Here is a 23,291-nt window from a genome sequence, read left to right as displayed (position 1 = left end):
AATATGCACTTCGACACCTTTAGTTAGCTGGGTCGTTAGGATACATCTATGAAAAGCTTAGCCATCATTATCCCGCCGAGACGTATAGACGCACCGATGCTCTTATCGTGCCTGGGTGTATGGCGCAAAGAATATAACCTGAAAATTTTCTCCGTCGATGCACGCATTACGCACGGAATGACTTTTGAACACATCAAGACTCAAGATCTGGAAGAGCTGTACAGCGAATGTTTCGATGCCATCGCTGTGATGGGGGGAGCGGGGACTAAAGAGTATTTGTGGAATAACATCAATGTTATCGCTCAACTACAAGAATTCGATAAAGCCCGAAAGTTGGTTGCGGGAATTGGACTTGGCGCAATAGTGCTTGCCCAGGCAGGCATCTTGGTTGGAAAAAAAGCAACCATCAATAACTCCGTCGAATTGGTGATTCAGTTGAGTAGTTATGGCGCGATATTTATGCCCGACGATGTTGTGGCCTTGAAGTGGATCATCACTGGCAATGGAAAAGACGTTGAAGCCTTTGCACAGGCCGTATCGAACTGGCTCCGAACGTCCCTCCGGCAGACCATCAAGTAGCGTCGGACAAGACTTCAAAAATACACCACCGCTATCAGTATGAGGATTAAGACATGAACTCTATTACTTCCGCGCAGGACGCCTTAACCGGTGATTTAGCAGGCAAAAACATTGTTGTCTTTGGGGGGACCTCCGGAATTGGCCTGGCTGTCGCGATTCAGGCCAAGGGCCGGGGTGCAAAGGTCATTGTTCTGGGTTCAGATCCGCAACGCGCAGAGCAGGCCGCCAAGACCCATGAGCTGGACGGCTGGCGTGCGGCCGATATCACCAGGCCCGAACAGATCCATGCCGCGCTGGCAGACATACAGCAGGTTGACCATTTGGTGCTGTTGGCAGGGACCTTCGTCGCCGGCAAAGTCCTCGAAGCGGACATCCCGTACTTGCAGCGCGCTTTTGATGAGCGGATCTGGGCGTCGGTACATGCCTTGCGGGCTCTCGGCGATCGCCTTTCCAAAAAGGGCTCGGTGACTTTGATTTCAGGTGCGTTGGCAGATCGGCCAAACGCTTACGGCACCGCGGTGCTCGCCGCTGCATCGGCTGCCATGGAGGCATTGGCCCGTGGCCTTGCTCTGGAACTTGCACCTATCCGGGTCAACACCCTGTCTCCGGGGCCCATCAACACGCCGATCCTTGCGAAAGCCTTGGGCGATGCGCGCGATGGCTATGTCGCCGCGCTGGAGCAAACCCTGCCGCTGCATCGCCTCGGCACGGCGGACGAAGCGGGTGCAGCCGTGGTGTTTCTGATGAGCAACGGCTTCATGAACGGCGCCACGATCAATATCGATGGAGGTTCGCGACTGGTTTGACGTCGAGACACCTCACGCGCTGCGTCGTCCTGACGTGACCATGCCTTATTAGAAAAAAGGAAACCATGATGAGCAACGTCGTTCTTGTGACCGGAGCATTAACCGGGATTGGTCGAGCCGCCTGCTTCGCAATCGCCCGCAACGGTTATCTCGCCCAATAACCCCCATACGAGGCTGGCCGGATGACACCGATAGTCGCCCTCGTTCTTACACGCTTCATACAAACCAATGGCTTCAGGAGGCAACATGAAAAACGTCGTGAAAGCAGTGCCGGCGATGATCGCCCTATCGGTCGGGTCCGCAATGGCCGCCGGCAATCCAATACCGGAACATCAAACCCAAGACTTTCTGAGTGCGCTGGCGGCGGGTGGCGGCAAGCCGCTCGAGCAATTGAGTCCAACAGAAGCCCGCGCGGTGCTGACGGGCGCGCAAAACTCGGTAAAGGTTGATCTATCGGGCGTTGAGGTGAGTGACAAGACCATTACCGCCGATGGCAAGACGATCAAGCTGACGGTGGTTCGGCCTGAAAAAGCCAAAGGCGAGCTTCCTGTTTTTATGTTCTTTCATGGTGGCGGCTGGGTCCTGGGGGATTATCCCACCCATGCGCGCCTGATTCGCGACCTTGTCGTCTCCTCCGGTGCGGTCGCGGTGTACGTCGATTACACACCATCCCCTGAGGCCCATTATCCCACCGCCATTAACCAGGCTTACGCGGCCACCAAGTGGGTGGCGGAAAACGGCAAACAGATCAACGTGGATGGCAAGCGCCTGGCGGTGGCCGGTAACAGTGTCGGCGGCAACATGGCCGCTGTCGTGAGCCTGATGGCTAAAGAAAAAGCCACTCCGAAAATTCGATTTCAGCTGCTCCTCTGGCCGGTCACGGACTCCAACTTCGAGACGGACACCTACAAGCAGTTCGCTGAAGGCCACTTCCTGACCAGGAACATGATGACCTGGTTCTGGGACAGTTACACAACCGACCTGAAAGCCAGGGCGGAAATTCATGCCTCCCCGCTCAAGGCCAGCATCGATCAGTTAAAAGGACTTCCACCTGCCCTCGTACAGACTGCGGGGCTGGACGTGTTGCGCGATGAAGGCGAAGCCTACGCGCAGAAGCTGGACGCGGCCGGGGTCGATGTCACGGCGGTTCGCTACAACGGCATGATCCATGACTATGGCCTGCTGAACCCGTTGAGCCAGGTACCGGAAGTCAAGGCGGCCATGAGGCAGGCGGGCACAGAACTCAAGGCTCACCTTAACTAAGCAAGCCTTGCGCATGCCGTTCACCCGGCCGGGTCCGGCATGCATCACATTGCACACCCGCCTTACGCTCCCGGGCTCGAAAGGCCCGGGTCAGACGGGACAAAAAAGGCACTCGCCATGACCAACCTGACGCACAAACGCGCCACCGTTAACGGTGTTCGACTCAACTACGTGGTTGCCGGGAAAGGCCCCGTGGTCCTCTGTATGCACGGCTGGCCACAAAATCATCGAGAGTTCATGCCGGTCATCGACAGGCTCGCAGAACATTACACGTTCATCGCCCCCGACCTCCGCGGCTTCGCCGACAGCGATAAGCCGTATCAAGGTTACGACCCCATCAATATCGCTAAAGACATGCTCGGTCTGCTGGAGGTTGAACAGGCTCATACATTCCACATCCTCAGCCATGACCTGGGAGGTCCGCCTTCGGTTGCCCTGGCCTACCTGGCGGCTGAACGCGCTTTGTCGTTGGCCACTATCGAAACACCTTTTTTTGGCCTGGATTTTCCCGGTTATGTCGATCCGCGGGTGCCCTACTGGCATCTGAGCATGCACATGAACATGGACATCAGCCGTGCCCTTATTGAAGGTCGGGAGGATATGTACCTGCGGCACTTCTTCAGAGATTTTGCCTACAACCCGACGGCAATGCCCGAGAACGGCATCGACTATTACGTCATGCAGATGCGCCAACCGGGCAACCTGCGTGCCAGCCTGAATCACTATGGCTCTATCCCGCAAATGGCAGAGCAGACCGCGCAACTGACCAAGGGGAAGCTAAAGATCCCAGTGTTGGCCTGGGGTGGCGAAGTGTCATTTGGCGACCATTGTTTTACCTCGGCAAAACACATCGCGCTGTCGGCAAAAGGTGGTGTCATCGCGCAGTGTGGACATTGGGTATTTGAGGAAAAGCCTGAATTCATCAGTGCTGAACTCCACCAGTTCTGGCGTGGCGTCGCCATTTGATCGCCTGTTCCGCCGCTTGTGGAAAAGCACGAATGCACCAGACTCCGGGAGGGCCACATCGTGACACTTGAATGGCTGTGCGCCCTCCTCGGGGCGATATTAATCGCCGATATTATTGGTTGGTGGGTTGTTCCCCGAAGGCTGCAGGGGTTGCGCGTGGGCATTAATATTTGTCTCTACGCCTGTTACAGCGCTGCCATCTTTCTGTCCGGCAACTCCCCCTTGCAACCCGTGCGCGATCCTGACTCTGGTTCCTGGCAGTTGGCTGCAACACTGCTGGTACTCGTCTGGTGGTTTTTAAGCGCGCGGATGCTGACGGAGTTGCTCGGCGCAATCCTGATATCCAGAACTGAGGGAGGCGGTCGCTTGCTCAGGGAAGTGCTCGGCGCTCTGATTTTTCTGGTCGCCACCGTCGCAGCGGCAGCCTACGTACTGGAACTTCCCGTCAAAGGATTGCTCGCCACTTCTGGCGCGTTGGCCATTATCGTCGGCCTGGCTTTGCAAAGCACACTCAGCGATGTATTCAGCGGGATTGTCCTGAATGCCACTCGCCCTTATCAAGTGGGCGACTGGATTCAAATCGATGGCATGGAAGGCAGGGTCACCGACATCGATTGGCGCGCCACATTGTTGCTGACCTCGCAAGGCAGCACCGTCGTCATACCCAATTCGGTGGCGGCGAAAACCAAAATACAAAACATGAGCAGGCCCCAAGATCAACACGGGGTGACGATAAGCCTGCACCTGCCTCTGCGGTTTCGACCCGAACGCGTCCAGGAAATACTCGAGCAGGCGCTGCTGGGTTATTCAGCGCTACTGCCAGTTCCTGCGCCCAAGGTCATCCTCAAAAACATAACGGAAGGCTTATTGGAGTATGAGGTCATCGGTTTTGTCGGCACGCCTGCCGAAAAAATTGCAGCACGTAATCGCCTTTACGACATTGCTTACAGGCATCTACGCGCATCCGGCGTTGATATCGCCAATTCCGCTGAAATCCCGGTGGCCGGTATCACTCGCTTTGTGCTGGACGACGTGCGCATTTTCGCAAGTTTCACTTCAGAGGATAAAGACCGTCTTGCCATGAACCTGCTATCAACCTGGCTGGCAACTGGCGACTTTGTGTTGAAAGCCAACGCAATCAGCGAACACTTGTTGGTTATCGGCAGTGGAGTGGTGTCCGTCCAGTTGAACGATGGAGCCCATTGGGTCGAAGTCGCGCGGATGGGGCCAGGGGAAGTATTAGGCGAAGAAGGCGTCATGGATAACAAGCCAAACGGCGCGCAATTCATTGCGCTTTCCGCCGTGAAAGTACTTCAACTGCATCGGGATGAAGTACGTCGGTGTATGGGTGAAAGGTCGCAATTGCGCATGTCCCTCACCCGCCTCCAAATGCTCCGACAGCAACATGCCCGCTCCATTCTTATGCAGAAAGCGCCGACGGCGGTACCTGGAGGGTTTCTGAAATGGCTAAGGCACCACTGATCGGCTTCGAGCCTAAAAATCCATAACTTCGGGCAAACAACTGCTTTCAAATCGTCAGCAGCATCACGCCTGAACTTTAACGAGATCGACATGATAAAACACGCATCCTGGCCGCTACTCACGGAGCTGCCCAAAAATACCATCACTCCGACTGAATATAACTACGAGCAATTGGAACGTAATGATATTGACCTTCTATGCGCGCTTATCAAATCGTGGTATCCGGACATCAGTGTCGGATCTGGCAAAAAGTATATTGAGCCACGATTCTATGAGACAAAGGTTTACTTTTCGGGTGAAAAGGCGAAGGACGTTATCGTTTACATCGGTCGACACGGCGAGGAAATTGTCTGCGCCTTGTGCCTGGAAGTGGATCGAGACGCGCTGACTCTCCATAGCCGCTATGGTGTGTGCGCTCCGGCGCATCGGGGCACGGGCGCTACTCTTTTTGCGGCTTATATTGTGGATGCCCTGGCTCAAGCGATGGGTATCGCAATGGCTTTTTCATACGTCACGATGAAGTCGAAAGCCATGCAGCAGTTCACTGAGCGTGCGGGGTTCGAGCCTGTAGGTATCCTTCGATTTTCCGATGTCGAACTGGATGAAAACGGCGAGGTCCGACACGTAACTGAAGCGATTTACGCCAAATATTTCAAAGAAGCCATAACACTTCAGAGCGTGTCTGAAACCAATATGACATTAAAGTTGAAACGGCTCTGGGATGTGCTCTATGCCTGAGTGCATTCAGGCTATTTTGTCTCCCACAGGGGCCCCTCACTTCGATCTGATTCACTGAAAGGTACCTTTATGCAAAAACCTGAAAACGACCGGCCAGTGAAAGTGGACACGCTTTCGTGGGGCCATGGCCCTCACCTGTTTGAAGTTTTTCTTGAGCCCACCTGCCCCTATTCCGTCAAGGCGTTCCTCAAATTCGATGCGCTCCTCGCACAGGCCGGCGAAGACCGGATCACGTTGATCATTCGCCTGCAGTCCCAGCCCTGGCATATGTTTTCAGGCGTCATCATCCGGTGCATCCTTGCCGCGGCGACGCTTGAGGGCGGCAAAAAAAATGCCAAGGGTGTCATGGCCGCTGTCGCAGCGCACCGGAGGGAATTCGAATTCGACAATCACGCTGAAGGTCCCAATCTGGACGTAACGCCCAGAGACATCATTGAGCGCCTTGAGCGTTATAGTGGCGTCAAACTGGCAGAGGCTTTCGCAACTCCAACCCTGGATCAGGCCATCAAATGGCAGTGCAAGTATGCTCGACAGAACGGCGTCCACGTTTCGCCCACGTTCATGATCAACGGGATTATCCGGCCGAACATGAGCAGTGGTGACCCGGTGTCCTCCTGGATCGAGCGACTCAACTGAGCGCTGCGCTATCGTACGTCCTTAGGGATGAGTATTACCCGCCGATTCGACTATCACATCCCAAGGGGCCGGTACCGGGAACACTTCTTGTAGAAAGTCTACAAATACCTTCACGTTTGGATTGCCTCTGCGGCTTTCGGGCCAGAGAGCGGTGATGACGAACCTGTCTACCGCATATTCGGGAAACACCGGTACCAACTCACCCCTAAGCACATAAGGCGCGGCAACATAAGTCGGAGAGATACCAATACCGCCGCCTGCGGCGAGCGTCATCGCGACCGCGTCGCTCACATCAATGGTCATGGTGGCGTCGGGAGTGATCTCGACAACGCGCTCCCCCACCTGGAAGGGCCAGCGTAGCGCCTGTCCCGAACTCTGATAACGGAAATTGATGCAATCATGATTGACCAGATCATCGATGTTGCGCGGTTTGCCCTTTCTGGCGAGATAGCCGGGCGATGCGAAGGTGCAGATTCGATGTGGGCCGAGAGGCTTGGAAACCAGCCTGGAGTCAGCCAGGTTGCCGACCCTGATGGCGACATCTATCCCCTGCTCGATAATGTCGGCGAAGTGATCGCCAAGCCGCAGGTCCACCGCCAGTTTCGGGTAACGCTCACGGAACGCCGGGAGCGCAGGAGCAAGAATGTTGACGCCGATGGGAAGCGGCGCAGTTACTTTCAGAGTGCCTGACGGCTCGCCTCTCGACGCTACCGCAGTCTGCTCAATGTCCTCGATTTCTCGGATCACCCGCAATGCACGTTCGTACAGTTCACGTCCCTCGGGAGTCAGGGTCAGCGAGCGGGTGGTGCGACTGAAGAGGCGCAGACCTAAATGCTCTTCCAGGCGCTGAACGCTTTTGCTGACGGCCGAGGGTGACACGGAGAGATCCCGTGCAGCGGCTGTATAGCTGCCCAGCGAGGCCGTGCGAGCAAACGCAATAAGGCCTGTCAGGCGGTCCAATCCAATTTGTGCTTTCATGGAACAATAGTAACTACCTGAACCCCTATTATCAACTTTGAAGGTTGCCCATAGGCTGTCCTCACAGCATCAATTCGATGCCCTAGAGGAGCCAACAGTGATGATTGATATTTCCAACCCAGGCCATAGCAACGTACGCCCACACCCCCTTCTGGGTCAAACCGTGGTAGTCGTGGGCGGCACATCGGGAATCGGCCTTTCAACTGCAATTCAGGCCAAGGCGTCTGGTGCAAAGGTCTTCGTGATCGGCTCCAATCCGGACCGGGCACAGCAAGCCGCCAATACCCACGAGCTGGATGGCTGGCGTGCCGCTGATGTCACTAAGCCCGAACAAATCGAGGTCGCTCTGGCCGATATCCCAAAGGTTGATCACCTGGTGCTGCTGGCCGGTACGTTCGTCGCCGGCAAAGTGCTCGAAGCGGATGTGGCGTATTTGCAACGCGCTTTCGACGAGCGAATCTGGGCCTCGGTATATGCCTTGAGAGCGCTTGGTAATCGCCTTGCCAAAGACGGCTCCGTCACCTTTATTTCCGGTGCGCTCGCAGATAGACCCAATGCGCACGGCACGGCGGTGCTCGCCGCTGCATCAGCTGCCATGGAGGCATTCGCCCGCGGCCTGGCCCTCGAATTGGCGCCTATTCGGGTCAACACCCTGTCTCCAGGCCCTATCGATACGCCGATCCTCGCGAAAGCCATGGGCGATGCGCGCGATGGCTTTGTCGCTGCACTGGAGAAAACCTTGCCTCTGCACCGTCTGGGCACTGCCGACGAAGCGGCCGCGGCAGTGGTTTTCCTGATGAGCAACGGTTTCATGAACGGCGCCACGATCAACGTCGATGGCGGCGCACGCCTGGTTTAAACCTGACAATTTCGTCAACACAAAGGAGATCCACATGGCCACACTGTTCGAGTCTCTGCGTCTGGGCGCCATGACATTACCCAACCGCATCATCATGGCCCCAATGACTCGGGCCAGGGGAACGCAGAACCACGTCCCTACCCCGATCATGGTCGACTACTATGCCCAACGTGCGACGGCGGGGCTTATCATCAGCGAGGCGATCGGCATCAGCCAGCAAGGCCTGGGATGGGCCTATGCAACCGGTATCTGGTCCGCTGAGCAAATTGCCGGCTGGCGACTGGTTACCGACGCAGTGCACGCTGGCGGTGGTCGAATAATCGCTCAACTGTGGCACATGGGCCGGGTGGTACATCCCAGCTTCCTTGATGGCGCACAACCCATAGGTCCCTCGGTGACGACAGCACCTGGACTGGCCCATACCTACGCAGGGAAACAACCCTACTCCCAAGCTCGAGCGCTACCGCTCGAGGAGATCCCGTCACTGATTGCCGATTTCGCCCAGGCAGGCAGGAATGCGTTGCTGGCGGGGTTTGATGGCGTCCAGATTCACGCCGCCAACGGATACCTGATCGATCAGTTTTTACGCGACAGCGGCAACTTTCGCACCGATGCCTATGGAGGCTCAATTGAGAACAGGGTCAGGCTGCTCAAGGAAGTGACGCAAGCGGTCGCGGGAGTCGTTGGAGCAGATCGGACGGGTGTTCGATTAACCCCCAGCAGTCATGACCAGGGCGTGAGGGACAGTAATCCTGTGCCTTTGTTTACCCATGCCGCTGACGTGTTATCCGAGATCGGTGTCGCCCATCTCGAGCTTCGCGAGCCGCCGGCTGATGGGAGTTTTGGCGTCTCGGAATACCCTCCAAGCGCAGCCATTATTCGTAATGCCTTCAAAGGCACGCTTATCCTCAACTCAGATTACGATTCGGCTCGGGCCAAGGCCGTTGTGGAAGCGGGTATTGCCGATGCCGTGGCGTTCGGACGACCATTTATCGCTAATCCCCAGCTGCCAGAGGTACTTCGCCGTCGCTTGCCATTGAGGCAGGAGGATCGTTCGACGTGGTTCAGCCAAGGGAAGGAAGGCTACACCGACTATCCCGGGCTTTCTGTCCAGTCAGGTTGAAACAGCCAGGTGTTGGCACAATAACGGCTTGCGCACGCCTAGGCGTGCGTCATCAACAGCGATTCACACTTATCTTTCAAGTACGCGTAAAGCAAACGAATCGCCGGGGTAAACTGTTTCCTGTGCGGGCAAACGAAACTCAAAGGGTAAAGCTCACCTGGAACCTCAGGTAGTAATACTTCCAAGTGACCGGCACTGACATCTTCACAAACATCCATCCATGATTTGTACAAAATCCCCTCTCCCGCGATGGCGCATCGTCGAATGACGTCTGCGTCATCGCTTAAAACCGGGCCGTTTACAATAACGAAGTCACTTTCCGGCAACTTGGGAAATATCCATCTGTCGTAGAGTTTTCCATTCATATGGAAACGAAGACACGCATGAGTCTTAAGATCTTCCACGGACTTGGGCCGCCCGTGCAGCGCTATATAAGCCGGCGATGCAGCCAGTACGCGGCGATTGTCAGGTACTAAAGGCAACGAGATAAAGTCGGCGTTTTGTACTGTGCCATACCTGACGGCTACGTCTATCGGATCGCGAAAGATGTCCGAGACGCTATCGGACAACATCACCCGAAGCACCAGACCAGGGTTGTCTCGTCGAAAATCGATCAGCCAGGGAAGCAACACATTTCTCCCGAAATCTGAGGCACTGGCGATCTGCAAGACGCCATGGAGTTTACGATCATCCTGTTGTAACCCGGCTCGCCCCTCACTGAGCGTATTCAAAACCTCCCGAGCGTAAGGCAGATAACGTTCGCCTTCGGCTGTTAGGCGCAGACTTCGTGTTGATCTCGCAAACAGGCGCGTATCAAGTTCACACTCCAAGCGCTTGATAGCGGCGCTGATTTGAGCAGGAAAGAGATCCATTTCCCTAGCCACGACGGAGAAACTGTCAACGGTTGCCACACGCACAAAAATGGCTAGGTCATTAAATCTGATCATTACTGCGCTCTATTAATATGAAACCCATAGACATTTAATTAAAAGGCCATATAAGACGGCAGAAGAAAAATAGGCATTCCACGTGGGGCATAATTTTTTGATCATTTCCCTGAATCAATTCATGTGCATTAACCGCATACCCGAGGCTGCGTACTACGTCGTCACCGCCTGAACGCGCATTCCACCTCTGGACGCCAAGCGCTTTGCAGGGTTGATCAACAGTGGTCGAGCGCTACTTGAAGAATAACTTTCATCCTTCAATCACATGCTTAGGCGTCTAAATTAGGGGTTTCGGGGAGCCAGGGAAATGCGATCAGATGGAATTTCAGACATGCCGCGGTGGCACAAATGGGCTTGGTCACCGGTCCTGCCCGCCGCAGACGGTGTAAGCTATCAATCAGCAATGCCTGCGCCGCGTCAAACGCTTCGGTCAGCGCGGCATTCACCGCTTGTTCGACCAGGCATTGTGGGTGGTCGGTCGATAAACCGATGGCAAACAGCGAAGACGAGCCCAGCGCCTGATGGATGTCCAGCAGAGTCATTTCTGCCAGCGTTTTTGCCAGCGTCCACCCTCCCCTGTGGGCCTTTTCCGAGCGCACATAACCTTCCTTTTTCAACAGTGCCATGGTCCGCCGAACCACCACCGGATTGGTGCCGAGCATCTGCGCGATGGTGTCGGACGTGGCCGGTTGGTCGTGGCGCGCCATGTGGAACAGCACATGCAGCATGCGAGACCGCCGCGTGTCATTTCTAAAGCAAAAAAGCCCGGCTGATGAGGCCGGGCTTTTCGTCGAGTCTTACGTTGGAACCATGCATTCAGACCGCACGGCGTTCGAGCAGACGTTCTGCGCCACCTTCGGCAACCAGGTTGCCTTTCAAACGATCCGAACCATCCTCTGCGACGGCATCGCTGAACAGCGGATCGGTTTGCGTAGCAGCGGCGACCGCGTCGCTGAACAGACGATCCGAGCCGCCTTCAGCGACCACAGGTTGGGCAGCAGTCGCTGCGAAAGCATTCAGCGCGAAGATCGAGAAAGCGATGCCGAGGATGGTTTGGCGTTTCATTATCATGTGCTCCGTGGAGTGGTTTGGAATTGAGCCGATCTTACGCCGCGGTGCTGATATGAGAACTTCATTGAGTTAATGGTCGTTATTGATTCGATTAATGACCGGGTAATTTACAGAATCGCTCCGTGTCGCATCCGCACCTCCTGAACCACGCCCGCAACTATCCTCTCAGCACTCTCCACCCCATCAACACGCAACACCGGCGCCTTCTGCCGAGATACCAAAGCCTCGTGCCAAACTCGATTGCGTCCTGAAAAATTGGGATCGTCGTGCGTCGGCGTCACGACGAATACAATCAGATCGATATGAGCAATCAGCGCTTCTCCCCACCCCATACATGAGCCGCTCAGCACCCAATCTGCGTCAGCGAATTTTTTCGCTGGATCAGCGCCACGTGTTCTTCGGCAGGTCGCTTGGTGGTGAAAGGAGGATTGGTCGGCATCCAGAAAAAATCATTACATCGACATGCCGTACACCGAGCAGCGTTGCGAGGTTTAGCCCTAGTTTGGTGACGCCCGCACACGAGGCACCTGTGATGTACATCCGCATTTTTTCCTCCATGAATATGAGCCGATTTCGAGGTCGGCGAGATATCGCATACCTCGCCTCATCGCCGCCCCCAACGTTCGCAAAACCCTCAAAGCATCCGTTCAATGGCAGAATCCCCTCAACTTGATCGTTTTGGAGACCAGCATGCTTCGTGTATTTGAACGAAGACTCGACCCCTTCCCGCCTGACGAAGTGCCACCGCCGCCCGCGGGCCTGGCCCGGTTCCTATGGGCCTGCACGCGCGGCGCTCGCGGTTACATCCTGGCGCTGGCGGTGCTGAGTGCCGGTGTGTCGATCTACGAAGCGTGGCTGTTTTCGTTTCTGGGGCAAATCGTCGACCTGCTCTCGACCTGGCAGGCCGGCGGTGAAGCGGCGGCGCAGGAAAGCCGCGTGTTGTGGGGCATGGGCATTGTCATGGTGACCAGCGTCGGGCTGGTGGCGTTGCGCACGATGTTGCAGCACCAGGTATTGGCGATCAACTTGCCTTTGCGGCTGCGCTGGGATTTCCATCGCCTGATGCTGCGACAAAGCCTCGCGTTTTTTTCCGATGAATTCTCCGGCCGCGTTACCACCAAAGTCATGCAGACTGCGCTGGCCGTGCGCGACGTGCTGTTCACAATGATCGAGATCCTGCCGGGGATCGGCGTGTATTTCATCGCGATCATCGCGCTGGCCGGCGGCTTCGCGCTGAAGCTGATCCTGCCCTTCATGGCCTGGTTCGTGTTGTTCGGCTTGGCCATGTGGTATTTCGTGCCGCGTCTGGGCAAAGTCGGTCAGGAGCAGGCCAACGCACGGTCGATGATGACCGGGCGAATTTCGGACGCTTACACCAACATCACCACGGTGAAACTGTTTTCCCACTCCAATCGCGAAGCGCATTTCGCGCGTGCGGCGATGGAGGATTTCAAGCAAACCGGTTTCCGCCAGATGCGCCTGGTCAGCCAGTTCGAGATCGTCAATCAGGCACTGGTAGTGGCGTTGATCATGTCGGCGGGCGGTTATGCGTTGTGGCTCTGGCATGACGGTGCGGTCGGCGCGGGTGCCGTGGCGGCGATCACTGCGATGGCGTTGCGGATCAACGGCATGTCGAACTGGATCATGTGGCAAATGACTTCGCTGTTCGAAAGCATCGGCACCGCCCAGGATGGCATGGCGACGCTGACCCTCGGCACCAAAGTGCAGGACGCGCCGGATGCGGGCGCGCTGCAGACCACCGGCGGCGCGGTGACTTTCAACAATGTCAGCTTCAACTACAACGGCGAGCGCCAAGTGCTCAGCGGCCTCAACCTGAACATCCGTCCTGGCGAAAAAATCGGCCTGGTCGGACGCTCCGGTGCGGGTAAATCCACGCTGATCAACCTGCTGCTGCGTTTCTATGACGTCGACAGCGGCGAGATTTGCATCGACGGCCAAAACATCGCAAAAGTGACGCAAGACAGCCTGCGCGCCTCAATCGGAATGGTCACGCAGGATACGTCCCTGCTGCACCGTTCGATCCGCGACAACATTGCCTACGGCCGACCCGACGCGACCGACGAACAAATCCGCAGCGCCGCCGCCAATGCGCAGGCCGACGAGTTCATCAGCCAACTCAGCGACCGCCAAGGTCATAGCGGCTACGACACCTTGGTCGGTGAGCGCGGCATCAAGTTGTCGGGCGGCCAACGCCAGCGCGTGGCAATTGCCCGGGTCATGCTCAAAAACGCCCCGATCCTGTTGCTCGACGAAGCCACCAGCGCGCTGGACTCGGAAGTCGAAGTCGCAATCCAGGAAAGCCTCGATGAGATGATGCAAGGCAAAACTGTCATCGCCATCGCCCATCGACTGTCGACGATTGCCGCCATGGACCGGCTCATCGTGATGGATGACGGGCGCATTATCGAACAGGGAACCCACAGTGAACTGCTGGCGAAGAATGGCGTTTATGCGCGGCTTTGGCAGCACCAGAGCGGTGGTTTTCTGGGCGAGGACAAAGGTGTGATTGAGGCGTTGGATCAGGTGTGAATGGTGGAGTGCGGCGAGCGATGCCGTCCACTGAGCATCGATCCAGTTAGAAAACTGCTCCTTCGATATGGTGGACCTTCGGTTCTTCAGAAAAATAGTCCTTAAGGCCCAGCATGAACATCTGATGGTCATCACTCGCCTCGAAGCCCGGCGAGTGATCTTCAAGTGAAGCCCAGCGCACTATCAGGTTGAAATGCTCGGGGGTTTCGATTCCTTGCGCGAGCAAGTGGCCGCCGTAACCCTTCGCGCGGGTGAGCAACGGCGCGACCTCGGCGAAGGCACTTTTGAAGTGTTCAATGCGTTCTTTGTGTACGGGAAGCAGAGCAATTTCATAAATCATGGCATTTCCTCTGATACGACTTAGACGGCTGAAAATAGGCGCTTAGGAAATAAGCGATGGCTCAACTGCAATCGCGATTTTGCCTTGAAGGCCGTTCTCGGGACTTTCCAACCGAGCATGGGCCAGGCCGATATCGGCCAGCGAATAGACCGCGCCAACGTGTGGGCGCAACTGACCGCGAGCCACCAACGTGCTCAGCTCATCAAGCTTGCCGCGGTTTTGTCGGGTGAAGACGAAGTGATAGCTGGCGTTCTTGCCCCAGGCCTGAACGAGATTTTGCGGCTGCGCGATGTCGACAATCGAGACCACACGGCCCAGTTGAGCCAGCGCATCCGGGCTTCGCGACAGGGTGTCGCCGCCTATGGTGTCGAACACCACATCCACGCCTTGGCCGCCGGTTTCGCGCAGGATGGCGTCGACGTAATCTTCCTTTCTGTAGTCGATGAGCACATCGGCACCCATGCTACGGGCGAACTCAAAGTTTGCTTCGCGCACGGTGGTGAAGACCCGCGCGCCAATGGCTTTTGCGACTTGGATCGCGACATGACCCACACCTCCCGCGCCGCCGTGTATCAGAATGCTTTCCCCTACCCTGAGCGCCGCTCGCACGGTCAGTGCTTCCCACACCGTGCCGCCAACCAGAGTCAGACTTGCCGCCTCAAGATGGCTCAGCGATGGCGGTTTGTGGCCGATGATGCTTTCGGCCGCAACGTGGTACTCGGCATAACTGCCTGGCCCGTCGAATATTTGCGGGGTGTACCAGACTTCGTCCCCCGGAGCGAAGCCCGTCACCCCCGGCCCGACTTCTTCGACAACGCCCGAAACGTCATGTCCGGTGATCGCCGGCAGTGGCACCAGGTCAGCATAATCGCCGCGCCGAACCTGAAAATCCAAGGGGTTGATGGAGGTTGCGTATACCCGCACCAAGACCTGTCCCACACCCGGCACTGGCTTGGGTACGTCGCAGAGTTCGAACGATTCCGGGCCGCCAAATGATTTGAGTAGCATCGCTTTCATTTTGAAATCCTCGTATCGATAAAAAGGAATATCGAGATATCTCGATATCATGCAGTAAAAAAATTACAGATCTTTCCCGATCAACTCGGCAAGGGCACTGATACTTGCTTCATTGCGTTTGTAGTACGTCCACTGACCGATGCGCCTGACTTCGACCAGGCCCACTCGTTGCAGGGTTGCCAGATAACCCGACACCGTAGACTGCGACAGCCCGATACCCTCCTGGATACTGCTGACGCAGACACCCACCGTGAAAACGTCACCCTCATCCTGCGCAGGGAAATTGCTCACGGGGTCCTTCAAGCCTTTCAGAATTTGAAGGCGTACCGGATTTGAGAGTGCTTTGAATATTTCGAGTAAGTCCATAGTTCGGATGATATCGAGATTTTCCGATATATCAATACCCGATTTCCCTTCGCGACCGACGGCTCACATGCTGCTGAACAGACCTCTCCAGTTGCTGCGAGAGGAGATGAAGGCTCGCAATGTCTGTGGCCAGACATCGATCAACCAGCTCTTCATCCCCCACTCAGATCACCCGGCGGTGGCCGGCACTGGCGCGTTGAGCAACTGCTGCTCCCACAGATACGCAATACCGCTACCGGCAGCATGCTGCAGCAGCACATCGGTCAGCGCACCGGCGGTTTCCTCCCGAGCCCAGTCACGTTGCCACTCTGCAGCGAGAGCGAGCCAAGTCATCATGTTCGCACCCGCCGCAATCATGCGCTGGATCGCCACTTGATGGGCCTCGACCGAAACCGCGCCGGATGCGTCAGTGATCACCGTTACATCCCAACCTTCGCCGAGTGCCTGGATCACCGGCATGGCGACGCAGACTTCGGTCCACAGACCCGCAATAACCAGTTGCTTGCGGCCCGTCGCTTTTACCGCGTCCACCACCTTCTGGTCTTCCCAGGTGTTGATCAGCGTCCGATCAATCACCTCTTGGCCGGGGAAAACATCGAGGATTTGCGGAAAGATGAAACCGCCCCGCTCGGCGATCACGCTGGTCAAGATGGTAGGCACGTTGAACGCCTTGGCTGCCTTCGCCAACGCCGTCGCATTGTTGACCACCATTTGCGGCTCATGGCTGTTCAGATTAGTGAGCTGGAATGGCTGGTGGTCGATCAGAACGAGTACCGAATCTTCAGGACGAAGAAGCGATGTAAGGCCGTTACGAAAAGTCATTAGTAGATCCCGTGTTGTCGTTATGAATTGGATTGGTAATGAGCGGCATACGCCAGCGCCGACGCTGCCTGCGAACAACACTGTGCTGTTTCGATGCTTAATCCGGTAGTGTTGCCAAGTGTTTGGCTGTGTCGCGAAATGAGGAACACCGTTTGGATATCGAAGAGCTTCAGACATTCGTAGAGGTTGCTGACGCGGGGGGCGTTTCGCCTGCCGCAGCCCGGCTGGGCGTGTCCAAGTCAATCGTCAGTCGCAGGCTGGCGCGATTGGAAGCGCAGCTTGGCGTGCAGTTGCTGACACGCTCGACTCGCGGCGCGGCGCTGACTGAGGCCGGCGCGACCTTTCGCGATTATGCAGCGAGGGTCTGCTCAGAAATGGAGTTAGCCAGGGAAGCGATCCTGCCTGCCGGAGCGCTGCAGGGTCGTTTACGAGTGGCCGCGCCGCTTTCTTTTGGCCCGACTCACTTCGCCCCCGTACTGGCGGAAATGGCCGTGCGGCACCCGCAACTTCAGATCCAGACCTGCTACAGCGACCGCTTCGTTGACCTCATCGCCGAAGGTTACGATTGCGCGATCCGCGTTGGCTACCTTCAGGATTCCAACCTGATCGCAAGACGCATCGGCCCGATCAACGGCAAGCTGGTCGCGAGTCCGGGCTATATCAAGGCTTATGGTTCACCCGAGAAACCTGAGGAGATAGTCGCCCATCAAGCCCTGATGCAAAGCACCGAAGCTTGGCAATTCATGGATGGCGACAAGATCGTCGCCATTCGCCCGCAAGGACGCTTCAAGGCTGACAACGGCATCGCGCTAGTCGCCGCCGCAGTCGCAGGACTCGGGGTCGCGTACCTGCCCGATTGCCTCACGTATGACAGCGTGGCATCCGGCGCACTGGTGCCGATCATGACGCGTTATCCACCACCGCCAGCGGGTGCTTACTTAGTCCGCCCGGCCGGTCAGCATCCTGCGCAGAAGATCCGGGTCTTTGCGCAATTGTTGATCGAGTATTTCGGGAAATCTCCGTATTTTGCGGGAGATGTTGCTGTTTGATTGGGGGAGGTGTTTGAGTGAGTGGCTGCCTGCTGTGCTGAGCGCTTGTTGTTGACCAAGATAGGCCCTGATGGATGCGTGGGTGCGAATGTTGCGATTAATGGGCATCCGGACGCCATCGCAGCCCTGGCCCCGGTTTATGAACGGGAGATCATCTTTCGTGTGCTCCAGAGCCCCCATGGCTGGATGCTGCGGGAAACCATAAGTCACTTTAAATGCACTACGAGTTCAACCAGAATCCTCCAGGTCGATCACATCAGGATCCATCATGTCTGCAACCACAACCGTTACCGCCGCTGAAAACCGACAAAGCATACTCATCGTCGTAGGTTCGGTGTTCCTGTTGTCGGTGTCAGACGCTCTTATCAAGGCCACCAGCGCCGAGACATCGATGTGGCAGCTCTACGTGATTCGTTCGCTACTGGCCATTGGCATGCTCGTCGCCTTGTTGATGTACCGCCGCGGCACATTGCAGCAACGGCCGCTTTCCCCTTTGTGGATAGGCGCAAGAAGCCTGCTGCTTGCCTTGATGTGGCTCGCCTTTTACAGCGCACTGCCCTTCATCAGCCTGACCATAGCCGCATTGGCAATCTATACGACGCCTTTGTTTATCGCTTTATTCTCGGCAGTCACCCTGGACGAGCATGTCACACCGCGCAAATGGGTGGCCATTCTGGTGGGGTTCGCCGGGGTGCTGGTCGCGCTCGCACCCAGCCAGGCTGACTTCAACCTATGGACATTGCTGCCCGTGCTCGCTGCGATTTTCTATGCCCTCGCAGCGGTCGTGACCAAGGGCAAGTGCGCCAATGAGGTGCCCATGCACCTGGCCCTGGCGCTGAACATCGTCCTGTTGTTGATGGGGGCGGTCGGCAGCATTGTCGTTGCACAGACTGGCCCTCACCTGCCGGCCAACGAGGGCCTGCGGTTTCTGGTGGGCGGCTGGTCGCCCATGGCGATCAGCGACTGGGGCGTGATGGTGGTGCTGGCGATTCTGATGGTACTGGTCAGTACCGGCATCGCCCGGGCCTATCAAATCGGCGAGACCTCGATCATCGGCGCATTCGATTACACCTACCTGATCTTCGCGATTGCCTGGGGGGCGTTGCTGTTCAATGAAGTGCTCAATGGCCGGACCGCGGTCGGTCTGGCCCTTATCCTGATTTCAGGCTTCATCCTGCTGAAAAAGCCCACTGCTGCGCGCTGAACGCTTCACATGCACAGGCCTTAACAAGGAGCTGTTTATGCTGGCAGTCGCATTACTCGCTGCAGACATACTGATAAATCTCGTTTACTCATGAAGACGCAAAGCACGCCAACGCCCCTGGCCCCTGATAAAGGACTGACCATCAGGCACTCTGGTGCCATCAAGCCTGAGGGTAGCGTTTAAACAGCTCGGTGGCTTCCCAGCGTGCCGCGTGAGCCTGCAAGGCTGGGAAAGCAGCCGCCCTGACCACATCAGCGACCATCAACTGTATGAACGACCAGGCGACGGCGCTGGTGACGTCAACCTGATCCGGCCGATCTGAGGCAACCGATTGCCGTTCCCAGCCCCAAGTTCCGCAGCGAATCAGCCAGAGGCACGGCCTGGTGTGGCATCAATTTTCGCTCAGCCGGGCTCTGCGCCTCGAAGTAGTCGATGATCAGCGTCATCGCCCGTCACTCGAACTGCTGACGATTCTCCGGAGTAATCAACTGGAACGGCACCCAGATGATCGGTGTATCCAGCTTTTCGCCACGCGCCAGGCGGACAGCCGCATCAACGGCTCCACTCGCCTGCCCCACGGCATCCTGGAACACACTGACAGCCATCTTTCCATCCGCCATGAGCTTGAGCCCATCCGACGTACCGTCGATGCCGCCTACCCAGTAATCCTTGGCCTGCTTGCCGGCCTTCTCCAGGCCCATGATCGCGCCGATCGCCATTTCGTCGTTATTGGCGGCGACAATCGAAAAATCGACGCCCTGCTTCACCCAGTCCATGACCACCGTGGCGGCCTGGCTACGCTCCCAGTTGGCGACTTTTTTCTGCACGACTTTCATGTCCGGGTACTTGGCGACGACTTTTTCAACGTCCTCGGTGCGCATCAATGAGGACGCATTGGCGGGGTCGCCGACCAGAATCACCACGTTGCCCTTGTAGCCGGCCCGGCGTGCCAGCTCTTCCATCTGCAACGTGCCTGACTCCAGTTCATTGGAGCCGACAAACGCAGCGCGCGCGGTGAGCTTTTCGGGCGAGGGATTGCGGTTGACGAAGACCAGGGGAATATTCGCTTCGCTGGCCAACTGCATCATCTGCGGCGTGCTTTTGCCGTCGACCACGGCCACGATGATCGCGTCGACTTTGGAATGGATCAGGTTGCGAAACTGCCGCAGCTGCAATTCGGAATTGTCCTGCCCATTCTCCATAAAGATATCGATATCCATCGCCGCCGACTTTTGCTGAACGCCATTGCGCAGCAACGCCTGGAAATTATCGTCGTATTTGGCCATGGCCACGCCCACCAGCGGCGTAGAGGCCTGGGCCAGGCCTGTGGTTAACAGCGCCGACCCCAGGAAACATCTGAACCATGCTTTCATTTTCTAGCTCCCGAGGATCAAACGCTGAATTGATGAAGCAGTTCACGCTGCACTTTGGCCATGGCCGATAAGCGTTGGCTGCTGCTGGCCGATTGCTCGGCGCCTTCGGCCGTCTGCTGCGCCGAATCATTGATCTGGATGACCATCCGGCTGGTTTCCGCCACGGTGGCGCTCTGCTGCTCGGTGGCCGCAGCAATCTGGATGTTCATGTCGCGAATCGTGCCGACCGCCTCGCTCATCGAATGCAGCAATTCACCGGCACCCGAGGCCAGCGACACGCATTGGCCCGACTGCACCTGGCTCTCGTTCATCACCTGGACCACGGAATGAATTTTTTCCTGCATCCGTCCGATCATTTCCTGGATCTCGCTGGTAGAGGTCTGGGTACGACTTGCCAGGGAGCGCACTTCATCGGCGACGACTGCAAAACCTCGACCTTGTTCGCCCGCACGCGCGGCTTCGATAGCCGCGTTGAGTGCGAGCAAGTTGGTCTGTTCGGCGATGGTACGAATGGCAACCACAATGCCTTCGATATTGTGGCCGTACTTCTGCAGTTCGTCGGTAACCTCGGTGGCTTTGTTTACCTGCTCGGCCTGAAGGCGAATGTTGACGATGGTCTCGGCCACACGCTCCTGCACTTGATCGGTGAGGTCACTGGTGTCGTCCACCGCCTTGCGGGTGTCTTGCGCGCGCCGTGCGACTTCTTCCACGGTACTTTCCATCTCAGTCATGGCCGAGGCCGCCGACTGCAACCTGTCTTTTTGCTCATCCACTACGCGAGTGGTCTGCTCGCTGCTCAAGGCATTGTTGTCCGCCGTGGTCGCCAGGGCATCGGCGGAGCTGATCAGCTCACGGAAGGTTTTGCGCAGGGCGATGGTCAGTTCATTCAGGTAGCCCCCAGTTCCCCGAACTCGTCCTTGCGCGAGACATCGAAACTGACGCGCATATCGCCGGCTGTCAGTTGCTTGAGCACCTCGCGAAACGCCGCCAGGGGACGACGCAGGCTGAAGGCGACCCAAATGCCGATCAGCACGGCGGCCAGCACCGCCAGTACACAGGCGATCAACACCAGGCTGCGGCTGGTGCCGATGGTGGCGTTGGCATCGTCCCGGGCGTGATTGGCGACCTCAAGGGCCTGGCTGCCAAATTCGCCAATCTTGCCCAGGGTGGATTGCAGGGCAACTTCTACCGCCGTGCGTTGCTGCACAACCTGCGCGCTCAATTTTGCCTCGGCGAGGTAGGCATGGAACACGCCGTCGGCGCCGGTCAGATCGGTGAGTAGACGATTGACCATCACGGCGGCAATCCGCCCGCCTCTGGGGTCAACGGCCAACAGCGCCTGAAGGCGCGTGCTGATGACCTCGTCCTGCAGGTTCAGCACGCGTTGCAAGGTGTCGATGGCTGGCGTCGCCGCATGCGCGGCCAGCCCGTCATAGGATTTATTGACTTCCAACAGCAGTTTTTCAGCCGCCGCCACCTGTTGTACGTCGCCGGCACTGCGGGCCCGAGCAATGTAATCGCGCAGGTAACCCGCCAACTGCGAACCCTGGGCGCTGCTGTAACCTTGCAGCACTCGCGTCAACGCGAGTTGCTGCACATGCTCACGGTGCGAGGCCATCAGGGTTTGCGCCTGGTCGGCGTAGGCCGTCACTAACTGGCGCTGCTGGGCGAGGCCAGCCTTCAGCTCGTCGCGGTCGACCACATAGACCGCCGTGCTGTCGAGCAAGCGATTGAACTGGGTAATGCTGTCGGTGAACGCTTGCTTGCCGGCGTCGATCTGTTTGACATCGGTGCTGATCAACATGGCCAGCAACGCCTGGTTGGCGCGCAGGATATGCACGTACAACTCACTGGCCGCACGACTCAATGGTGCCGATTGGCTCGTGATGATGCCCAGACGCTCGCTTATGGAATGCGTGCTTTGATAGCTGACCCCTGCCATGGTCAGCAGCAACAGCACAAGCACCGCAAAGCCCCCGATAACCCGCTGTAAAATGGTCATGGCTAACCCCGTTAGGTTTTTATTGTTGTGGAGCTGGTTTGAAGCGTCGGCGTACTTCGAGGGAGACTGCTCGGAGCGCTAAGGACTGGATCGGCCGCGCAGCCAGGAACTTGAAAGGAGAAAGCGCCTGAGCGGCGTTTTTAAGATTGACCTTTGCGGGCTGGGCGTGGCCGCCCTACCCGACTTCATTCAACACTCCTTGATCTGGTTCCAAAGTTGAGCAACCTGCTCGGCACTGGCGGCTTTGACTCGGGCCAGATCGACGGGATAGTCGACACCCGGGTTTTCGACAAACCGCGTCGCCGTAAATTGTCCGTTGCTGGCGCGCAGGACATAGCCAGAATCCTCGCATTGCTGGGATGCCAGAAAGACCACCCCAGGCGCAACCCATTCGGGCTTGAGGTTTTCCGGTTCGCCGGTAACACCCCACATACGCGTCTTGGCCACGGGCGATACCGCATTAACCAGGATGCCCACCTCCGCGCCTTCCATGCTCAACGCATTCATGATGCCCAATTGCGCCATCTTGCCGGCGGCATAGGCCACCAGGCCCGTTTGCGCATATTGCTGGTACATTGCACGGTCGGACGACGTTAGTACCACCCGTGCGGCGGAGGACTGCTTGAGGTGTTTCCAGGCATGTTTGCATAACCACACAGGTGTATAGATATTGATATCCACTGCGCGGCCGATGAAGGTCGCGTCGGCTTCTTCAATGGGTTGATAACCGACCCAGCCAGCGTTGTGAATCAAGATATCAAGTTGGCCAAACGCCTCGATGGCCGCTGCCATCAATTGCTCGCAACCCTGTTCGCTACTCAGATCGCCATGATGCCCTACCACGTTGAAGCCCTTGTCCCTGAGGGTCTTGGCAGCCTCCATGGCGATCGAGCCATCGCCTCCCGCGCCCAGCGTATCTGCGCCGACATCATTGATCACCACATTGGCGCCCAGCGTGGCCAACGCCTGTGCGTAACTAAAACCCAGCCCTCGGCCAGCGCCCGTTATAACCGCAGTCTTTCCTGTAAAGTTCATTGGCGATTTCCTCTTGAGTACCAACTCACCTTAACAAGGTGTATCCGCGCTGTTTAATACTAACGGCGGCGCAAGTTGATACTTG

At 57.1% G+C, this 23,291-nt stretch carries 24 protein-coding genes and 2 pseudogenes; 13 read left to right on the top strand and 13 right to left on the bottom strand.

What is annotated here, in order from left to right; all coding sequences use genetic code 11:
• Nucleotides 1-48 precede the first annotated feature (48 nt).
• The 7 genes from C4J93_RS13365 (at nucleotide 49) to C4J93_RS13335 (ending at nucleotide 6,470) form a co-directional block, all read left to right on the top strand.
• The gene (locus C4J93_RS13365; RefSeq protein WP_124429581.1) at nucleotides 49-579 is read left to right on the top strand and encodes a DJ-1/PfpI family protein; all 531 of its coding nucleotides are present in this window, start codon (nucleotides 49-51) and stop codon (nucleotides 577-579) included.
• A 53-nt stretch (nucleotides 580-632) separates the two neighbouring features.
• Nucleotides 633-1,385, top strand: coding sequence for an SDR family oxidoreductase (locus C4J93_RS13360; protein ID WP_124429580.1), 753 nt, complete (start codon nucleotides 633-635; stop codon nucleotides 1,383-1,385).
• Between the two features lie 246 nt (nucleotides 1,386-1,631).
• Nucleotides 1,632-2,648 (top strand): alpha/beta hydrolase, encoded by a 1,017-nt coding sequence (locus tag C4J93_RS13355; protein ID WP_124404149.1) that lies wholly within the window; start codon nucleotides 1,632-1,634, stop codon nucleotides 2,646-2,648.
• A gap of 117 nt (nucleotides 2,649-2,765) precedes the next feature.
• Entirely contained in the window at nucleotides 2,766-3,614 is an 849-nt protein-coding gene (locus C4J93_RS13350; RefSeq protein WP_164485255.1) for an alpha/beta fold hydrolase, read from the top strand.
• Nucleotides 3,615-3,674: 60 nt separating this feature from the next.
• On the top strand, nucleotides 3,675-5,096 hold the full coding sequence (locus C4J93_RS13345; RefSeq protein ID WP_256657482.1) for a mechanosensitive ion channel family protein: 1,422 nt from the start codon (nucleotides 3,675-3,677) through the stop codon (nucleotides 5,094-5,096).
• A gap of 90 nt (nucleotides 5,097-5,186) precedes the next feature.
• On the top strand, nucleotides 5,187-5,834 hold the full coding sequence (locus tag C4J93_RS13340; RefSeq protein WP_124429578.1) for a hypothetical protein: 648 nt from the start codon (nucleotides 5,187-5,189) through the stop codon (nucleotides 5,832-5,834).
• A gap of 69 nt (nucleotides 5,835-5,903) precedes the next feature.
• Nucleotides 5,904-6,470 carry a thioredoxin domain-containing protein gene (locus tag C4J93_RS13335; RefSeq protein ID WP_177413532.1) on the top strand — a complete coding sequence of 189 codons (567 nt, stop codon included), beginning with the start codon at nucleotides 5,904-5,906 and terminating at the stop codon, nucleotides 6,468-6,470.
• Between the two features lie 21 nt (nucleotides 6,471-6,491).
• On the opposite strand, the gene C4J93_RS13330 is transcribed toward C4J93_RS13335, so the two are convergent.
• Entirely contained in the window at nucleotides 6,492-7,448 is a 957-nt protein-coding gene (locus C4J93_RS13330) for a LysR family transcriptional regulator (RefSeq protein ID WP_124429577.1), read from the bottom strand.
• Nucleotides 7,449-7,548: 100 nt separating this feature from the next.
• Here C4J93_RS13330 and C4J93_RS13325 point away from each other — a divergent pair, with 100 nt between their 5' ends.
• Both C4J93_RS13325 and C4J93_RS13320 read left to right on the top strand, forming a co-directional pair.
• Nucleotides 7,549-8,307 (top strand): SDR family oxidoreductase, encoded by a 759-nt coding sequence (locus tag C4J93_RS13325; RefSeq protein WP_124429576.1) that lies wholly within the window; start codon nucleotides 7,549-7,551, stop codon nucleotides 8,305-8,307.
• A gap of 34 nt (nucleotides 8,308-8,341) precedes the next feature.
• Nucleotides 8,342-9,430: an alkene reductase gene (locus tag C4J93_RS13320; RefSeq protein WP_124429575.1), complete on the top strand. Its 1,089-nt coding sequence runs from the start codon at nucleotides 8,342-8,344 to the stop codon at nucleotides 9,428-9,430.
• Between the two features lie 38 nt (nucleotides 9,431-9,468).
• Here the strand turns inward: C4J93_RS13320 and C4J93_RS13315 are convergent, their stop codons facing one another.
• The 4 genes and pseudogenes from C4J93_RS13315 to C4J93_RS27390 all read right to left on the bottom strand — a co-directional run bounded on the left by C4J93_RS13315 (nucleotide 9,469) and on the right by C4J93_RS27390 (nucleotide 11,994).
• The gene (locus C4J93_RS13315; RefSeq protein ID WP_124429574.1) at nucleotides 9,469-10,377 is read right to left on the bottom strand and encodes a LysR family transcriptional regulator; all 909 of its coding nucleotides are present in this window, start codon (nucleotides 10,375-10,377) and stop codon (nucleotides 9,469-9,471) included.
• 269 nt (nucleotides 10,378-10,646) lie between these two features.
• A complete protein-coding gene (locus tag C4J93_RS13310) occupies nucleotides 10,647-11,105 on the bottom strand; it encodes an Rrf2 family transcriptional regulator (RefSeq protein ID WP_372238166.1) in 459 nt (152 codons plus the stop codon).
• 88 nt (nucleotides 11,106-11,193) lie between these two features.
• Nucleotides 11,194-11,442, bottom strand: coding sequence for a hypothetical protein (locus C4J93_RS13305; RefSeq protein WP_124429573.1), 249 nt, complete (start codon nucleotides 11,440-11,442; stop codon nucleotides 11,194-11,196).
• Between the two features lie 113 nt (nucleotides 11,443-11,555).
• Nucleotides 11,556-11,994 (bottom strand): annotated as a pseudogene (locus C4J93_RS27390) (adenylate kinase).
• Nucleotides 11,995-12,138: 144 nt separating this feature from the next.
• Between C4J93_RS27390 and C4J93_RS13295 the strand changes: the two are divergent.
• Nucleotides 12,139-13,998, top strand: coding sequence for an ABC transporter ATP-binding protein (locus C4J93_RS13295; protein WP_124429572.1), 1,860 nt, complete (start codon nucleotides 12,139-12,141; stop codon nucleotides 13,996-13,998).
• A 46-nt stretch (nucleotides 13,999-14,044) separates the two neighbouring features.
• On the opposite strand, the gene C4J93_RS13290 is transcribed toward C4J93_RS13295, so the two are convergent.
• The 4 genes from C4J93_RS13290 to C4J93_RS13275 form a co-directional block, all read right to left on the bottom strand.
• Nucleotides 14,045-14,338 (bottom strand): antibiotic biosynthesis monooxygenase, encoded by a 294-nt coding sequence (locus C4J93_RS13290; RefSeq protein ID WP_124429571.1) that lies wholly within the window; start codon nucleotides 14,336-14,338, stop codon nucleotides 14,045-14,047.
• Nucleotides 14,339-14,380: 42 nt separating this feature from the next.
• On the bottom strand, nucleotides 14,381-15,355 hold the full coding sequence (locus C4J93_RS13285) for a zinc-dependent alcohol dehydrogenase family protein (RefSeq protein ID WP_124429570.1): 975 nt from the start codon (nucleotides 15,353-15,355) through the stop codon (nucleotides 14,381-14,383).
• Nucleotides 15,356-15,418: 63 nt separating this feature from the next.
• On the bottom strand, nucleotides 15,419-15,721 hold the full coding sequence (locus C4J93_RS13280) for a helix-turn-helix transcriptional regulator (protein ID WP_124429569.1): 303 nt from the start codon (nucleotides 15,719-15,721) through the stop codon (nucleotides 15,419-15,421).
• A gap of 168 nt (nucleotides 15,722-15,889) precedes the next feature.
• Nucleotides 15,890-16,543 (bottom strand): hydrolase, encoded by a 654-nt coding sequence (locus C4J93_RS13275; protein WP_124404140.1) that lies wholly within the window; start codon nucleotides 16,541-16,543, stop codon nucleotides 15,890-15,892.
• A gap of 152 nt (nucleotides 16,544-16,695) precedes the next feature.
• On the opposite strand from C4J93_RS13275, the gene C4J93_RS13270 reads away from it, so the two are divergent.
• From C4J93_RS13270 to C4J93_RS13260, 3 genes and pseudogenes are all read left to right on the top strand, one after another.
• Complete coding sequence (locus C4J93_RS13270; RefSeq protein WP_124429568.1) at nucleotides 16,696-17,592, top strand: LysR family transcriptional regulator; 897 nt, start codon at nucleotides 16,696-16,698, stop codon at nucleotides 17,590-17,592.
• A gap of 67 nt (nucleotides 17,593-17,659) precedes the next feature.
• A pseudogene (locus tag C4J93_RS13265) lies at nucleotides 17,660-17,790 on the top strand (AraC family transcriptional regulator N-terminal domain-containing protein); the annotation flags it as partial.
• Between the two features lie 70 nt (nucleotides 17,791-17,860).
• Nucleotides 17,861-18,796, top strand: coding sequence for a DMT family transporter (locus C4J93_RS13260; protein WP_124429567.1), 936 nt, complete (start codon nucleotides 17,861-17,863; stop codon nucleotides 18,794-18,796).
• 452 nt (nucleotides 18,797-19,248) lie between these two features.
• Here C4J93_RS13260 and C4J93_RS13250 read toward each other — a convergent pair whose 3' ends face one another.
• From C4J93_RS13250 to C4J93_RS13240, 4 genes are all read right to left on the bottom strand, one after another.
• Entirely contained in the window at nucleotides 19,249-20,169 is a 921-nt protein-coding gene (locus C4J93_RS13250) for a substrate-binding domain-containing protein (RefSeq protein ID WP_124414659.1), read from the bottom strand.
• A gap of 17 nt (nucleotides 20,170-20,186) precedes the next feature.
• Nucleotides 20,187-20,891, bottom strand: coding sequence for a methyl-accepting chemotaxis protein (locus C4J93_RS27690; RefSeq protein ID WP_372238181.1), 705 nt, complete (start codon nucleotides 20,889-20,891; stop codon nucleotides 20,187-20,189).
• A gap of 164 nt (nucleotides 20,892-21,055) precedes the next feature.
• A complete protein-coding gene (locus C4J93_RS27685) occupies nucleotides 21,056-22,171 on the bottom strand; it encodes a HAMP domain-containing protein (RefSeq protein WP_372238165.1) in 1,116 nt (371 codons plus the stop codon).
• A gap of 189 nt (nucleotides 22,172-22,360) precedes the next feature.
• On the bottom strand, nucleotides 22,361-23,206 hold the full coding sequence (locus C4J93_RS13240) for an SDR family NAD(P)-dependent oxidoreductase (RefSeq protein WP_124429566.1): 846 nt from the start codon (nucleotides 23,204-23,206) through the stop codon (nucleotides 22,361-22,363).
• Between the last annotated feature and the right edge of the window lie 85 nt (nucleotides 23,207-23,291).

Source organism: Pseudomonas sp. R2-37-08W (genome assembly GCF_003851705.1).
Taxonomy (GTDB): Bacteria; Pseudomonadota; Gammaproteobacteria; order Pseudomonadales; family Pseudomonadaceae; genus Aquipseudomonas.
This window is presented reverse-complemented; position numbering and strand designations above follow the sequence as displayed.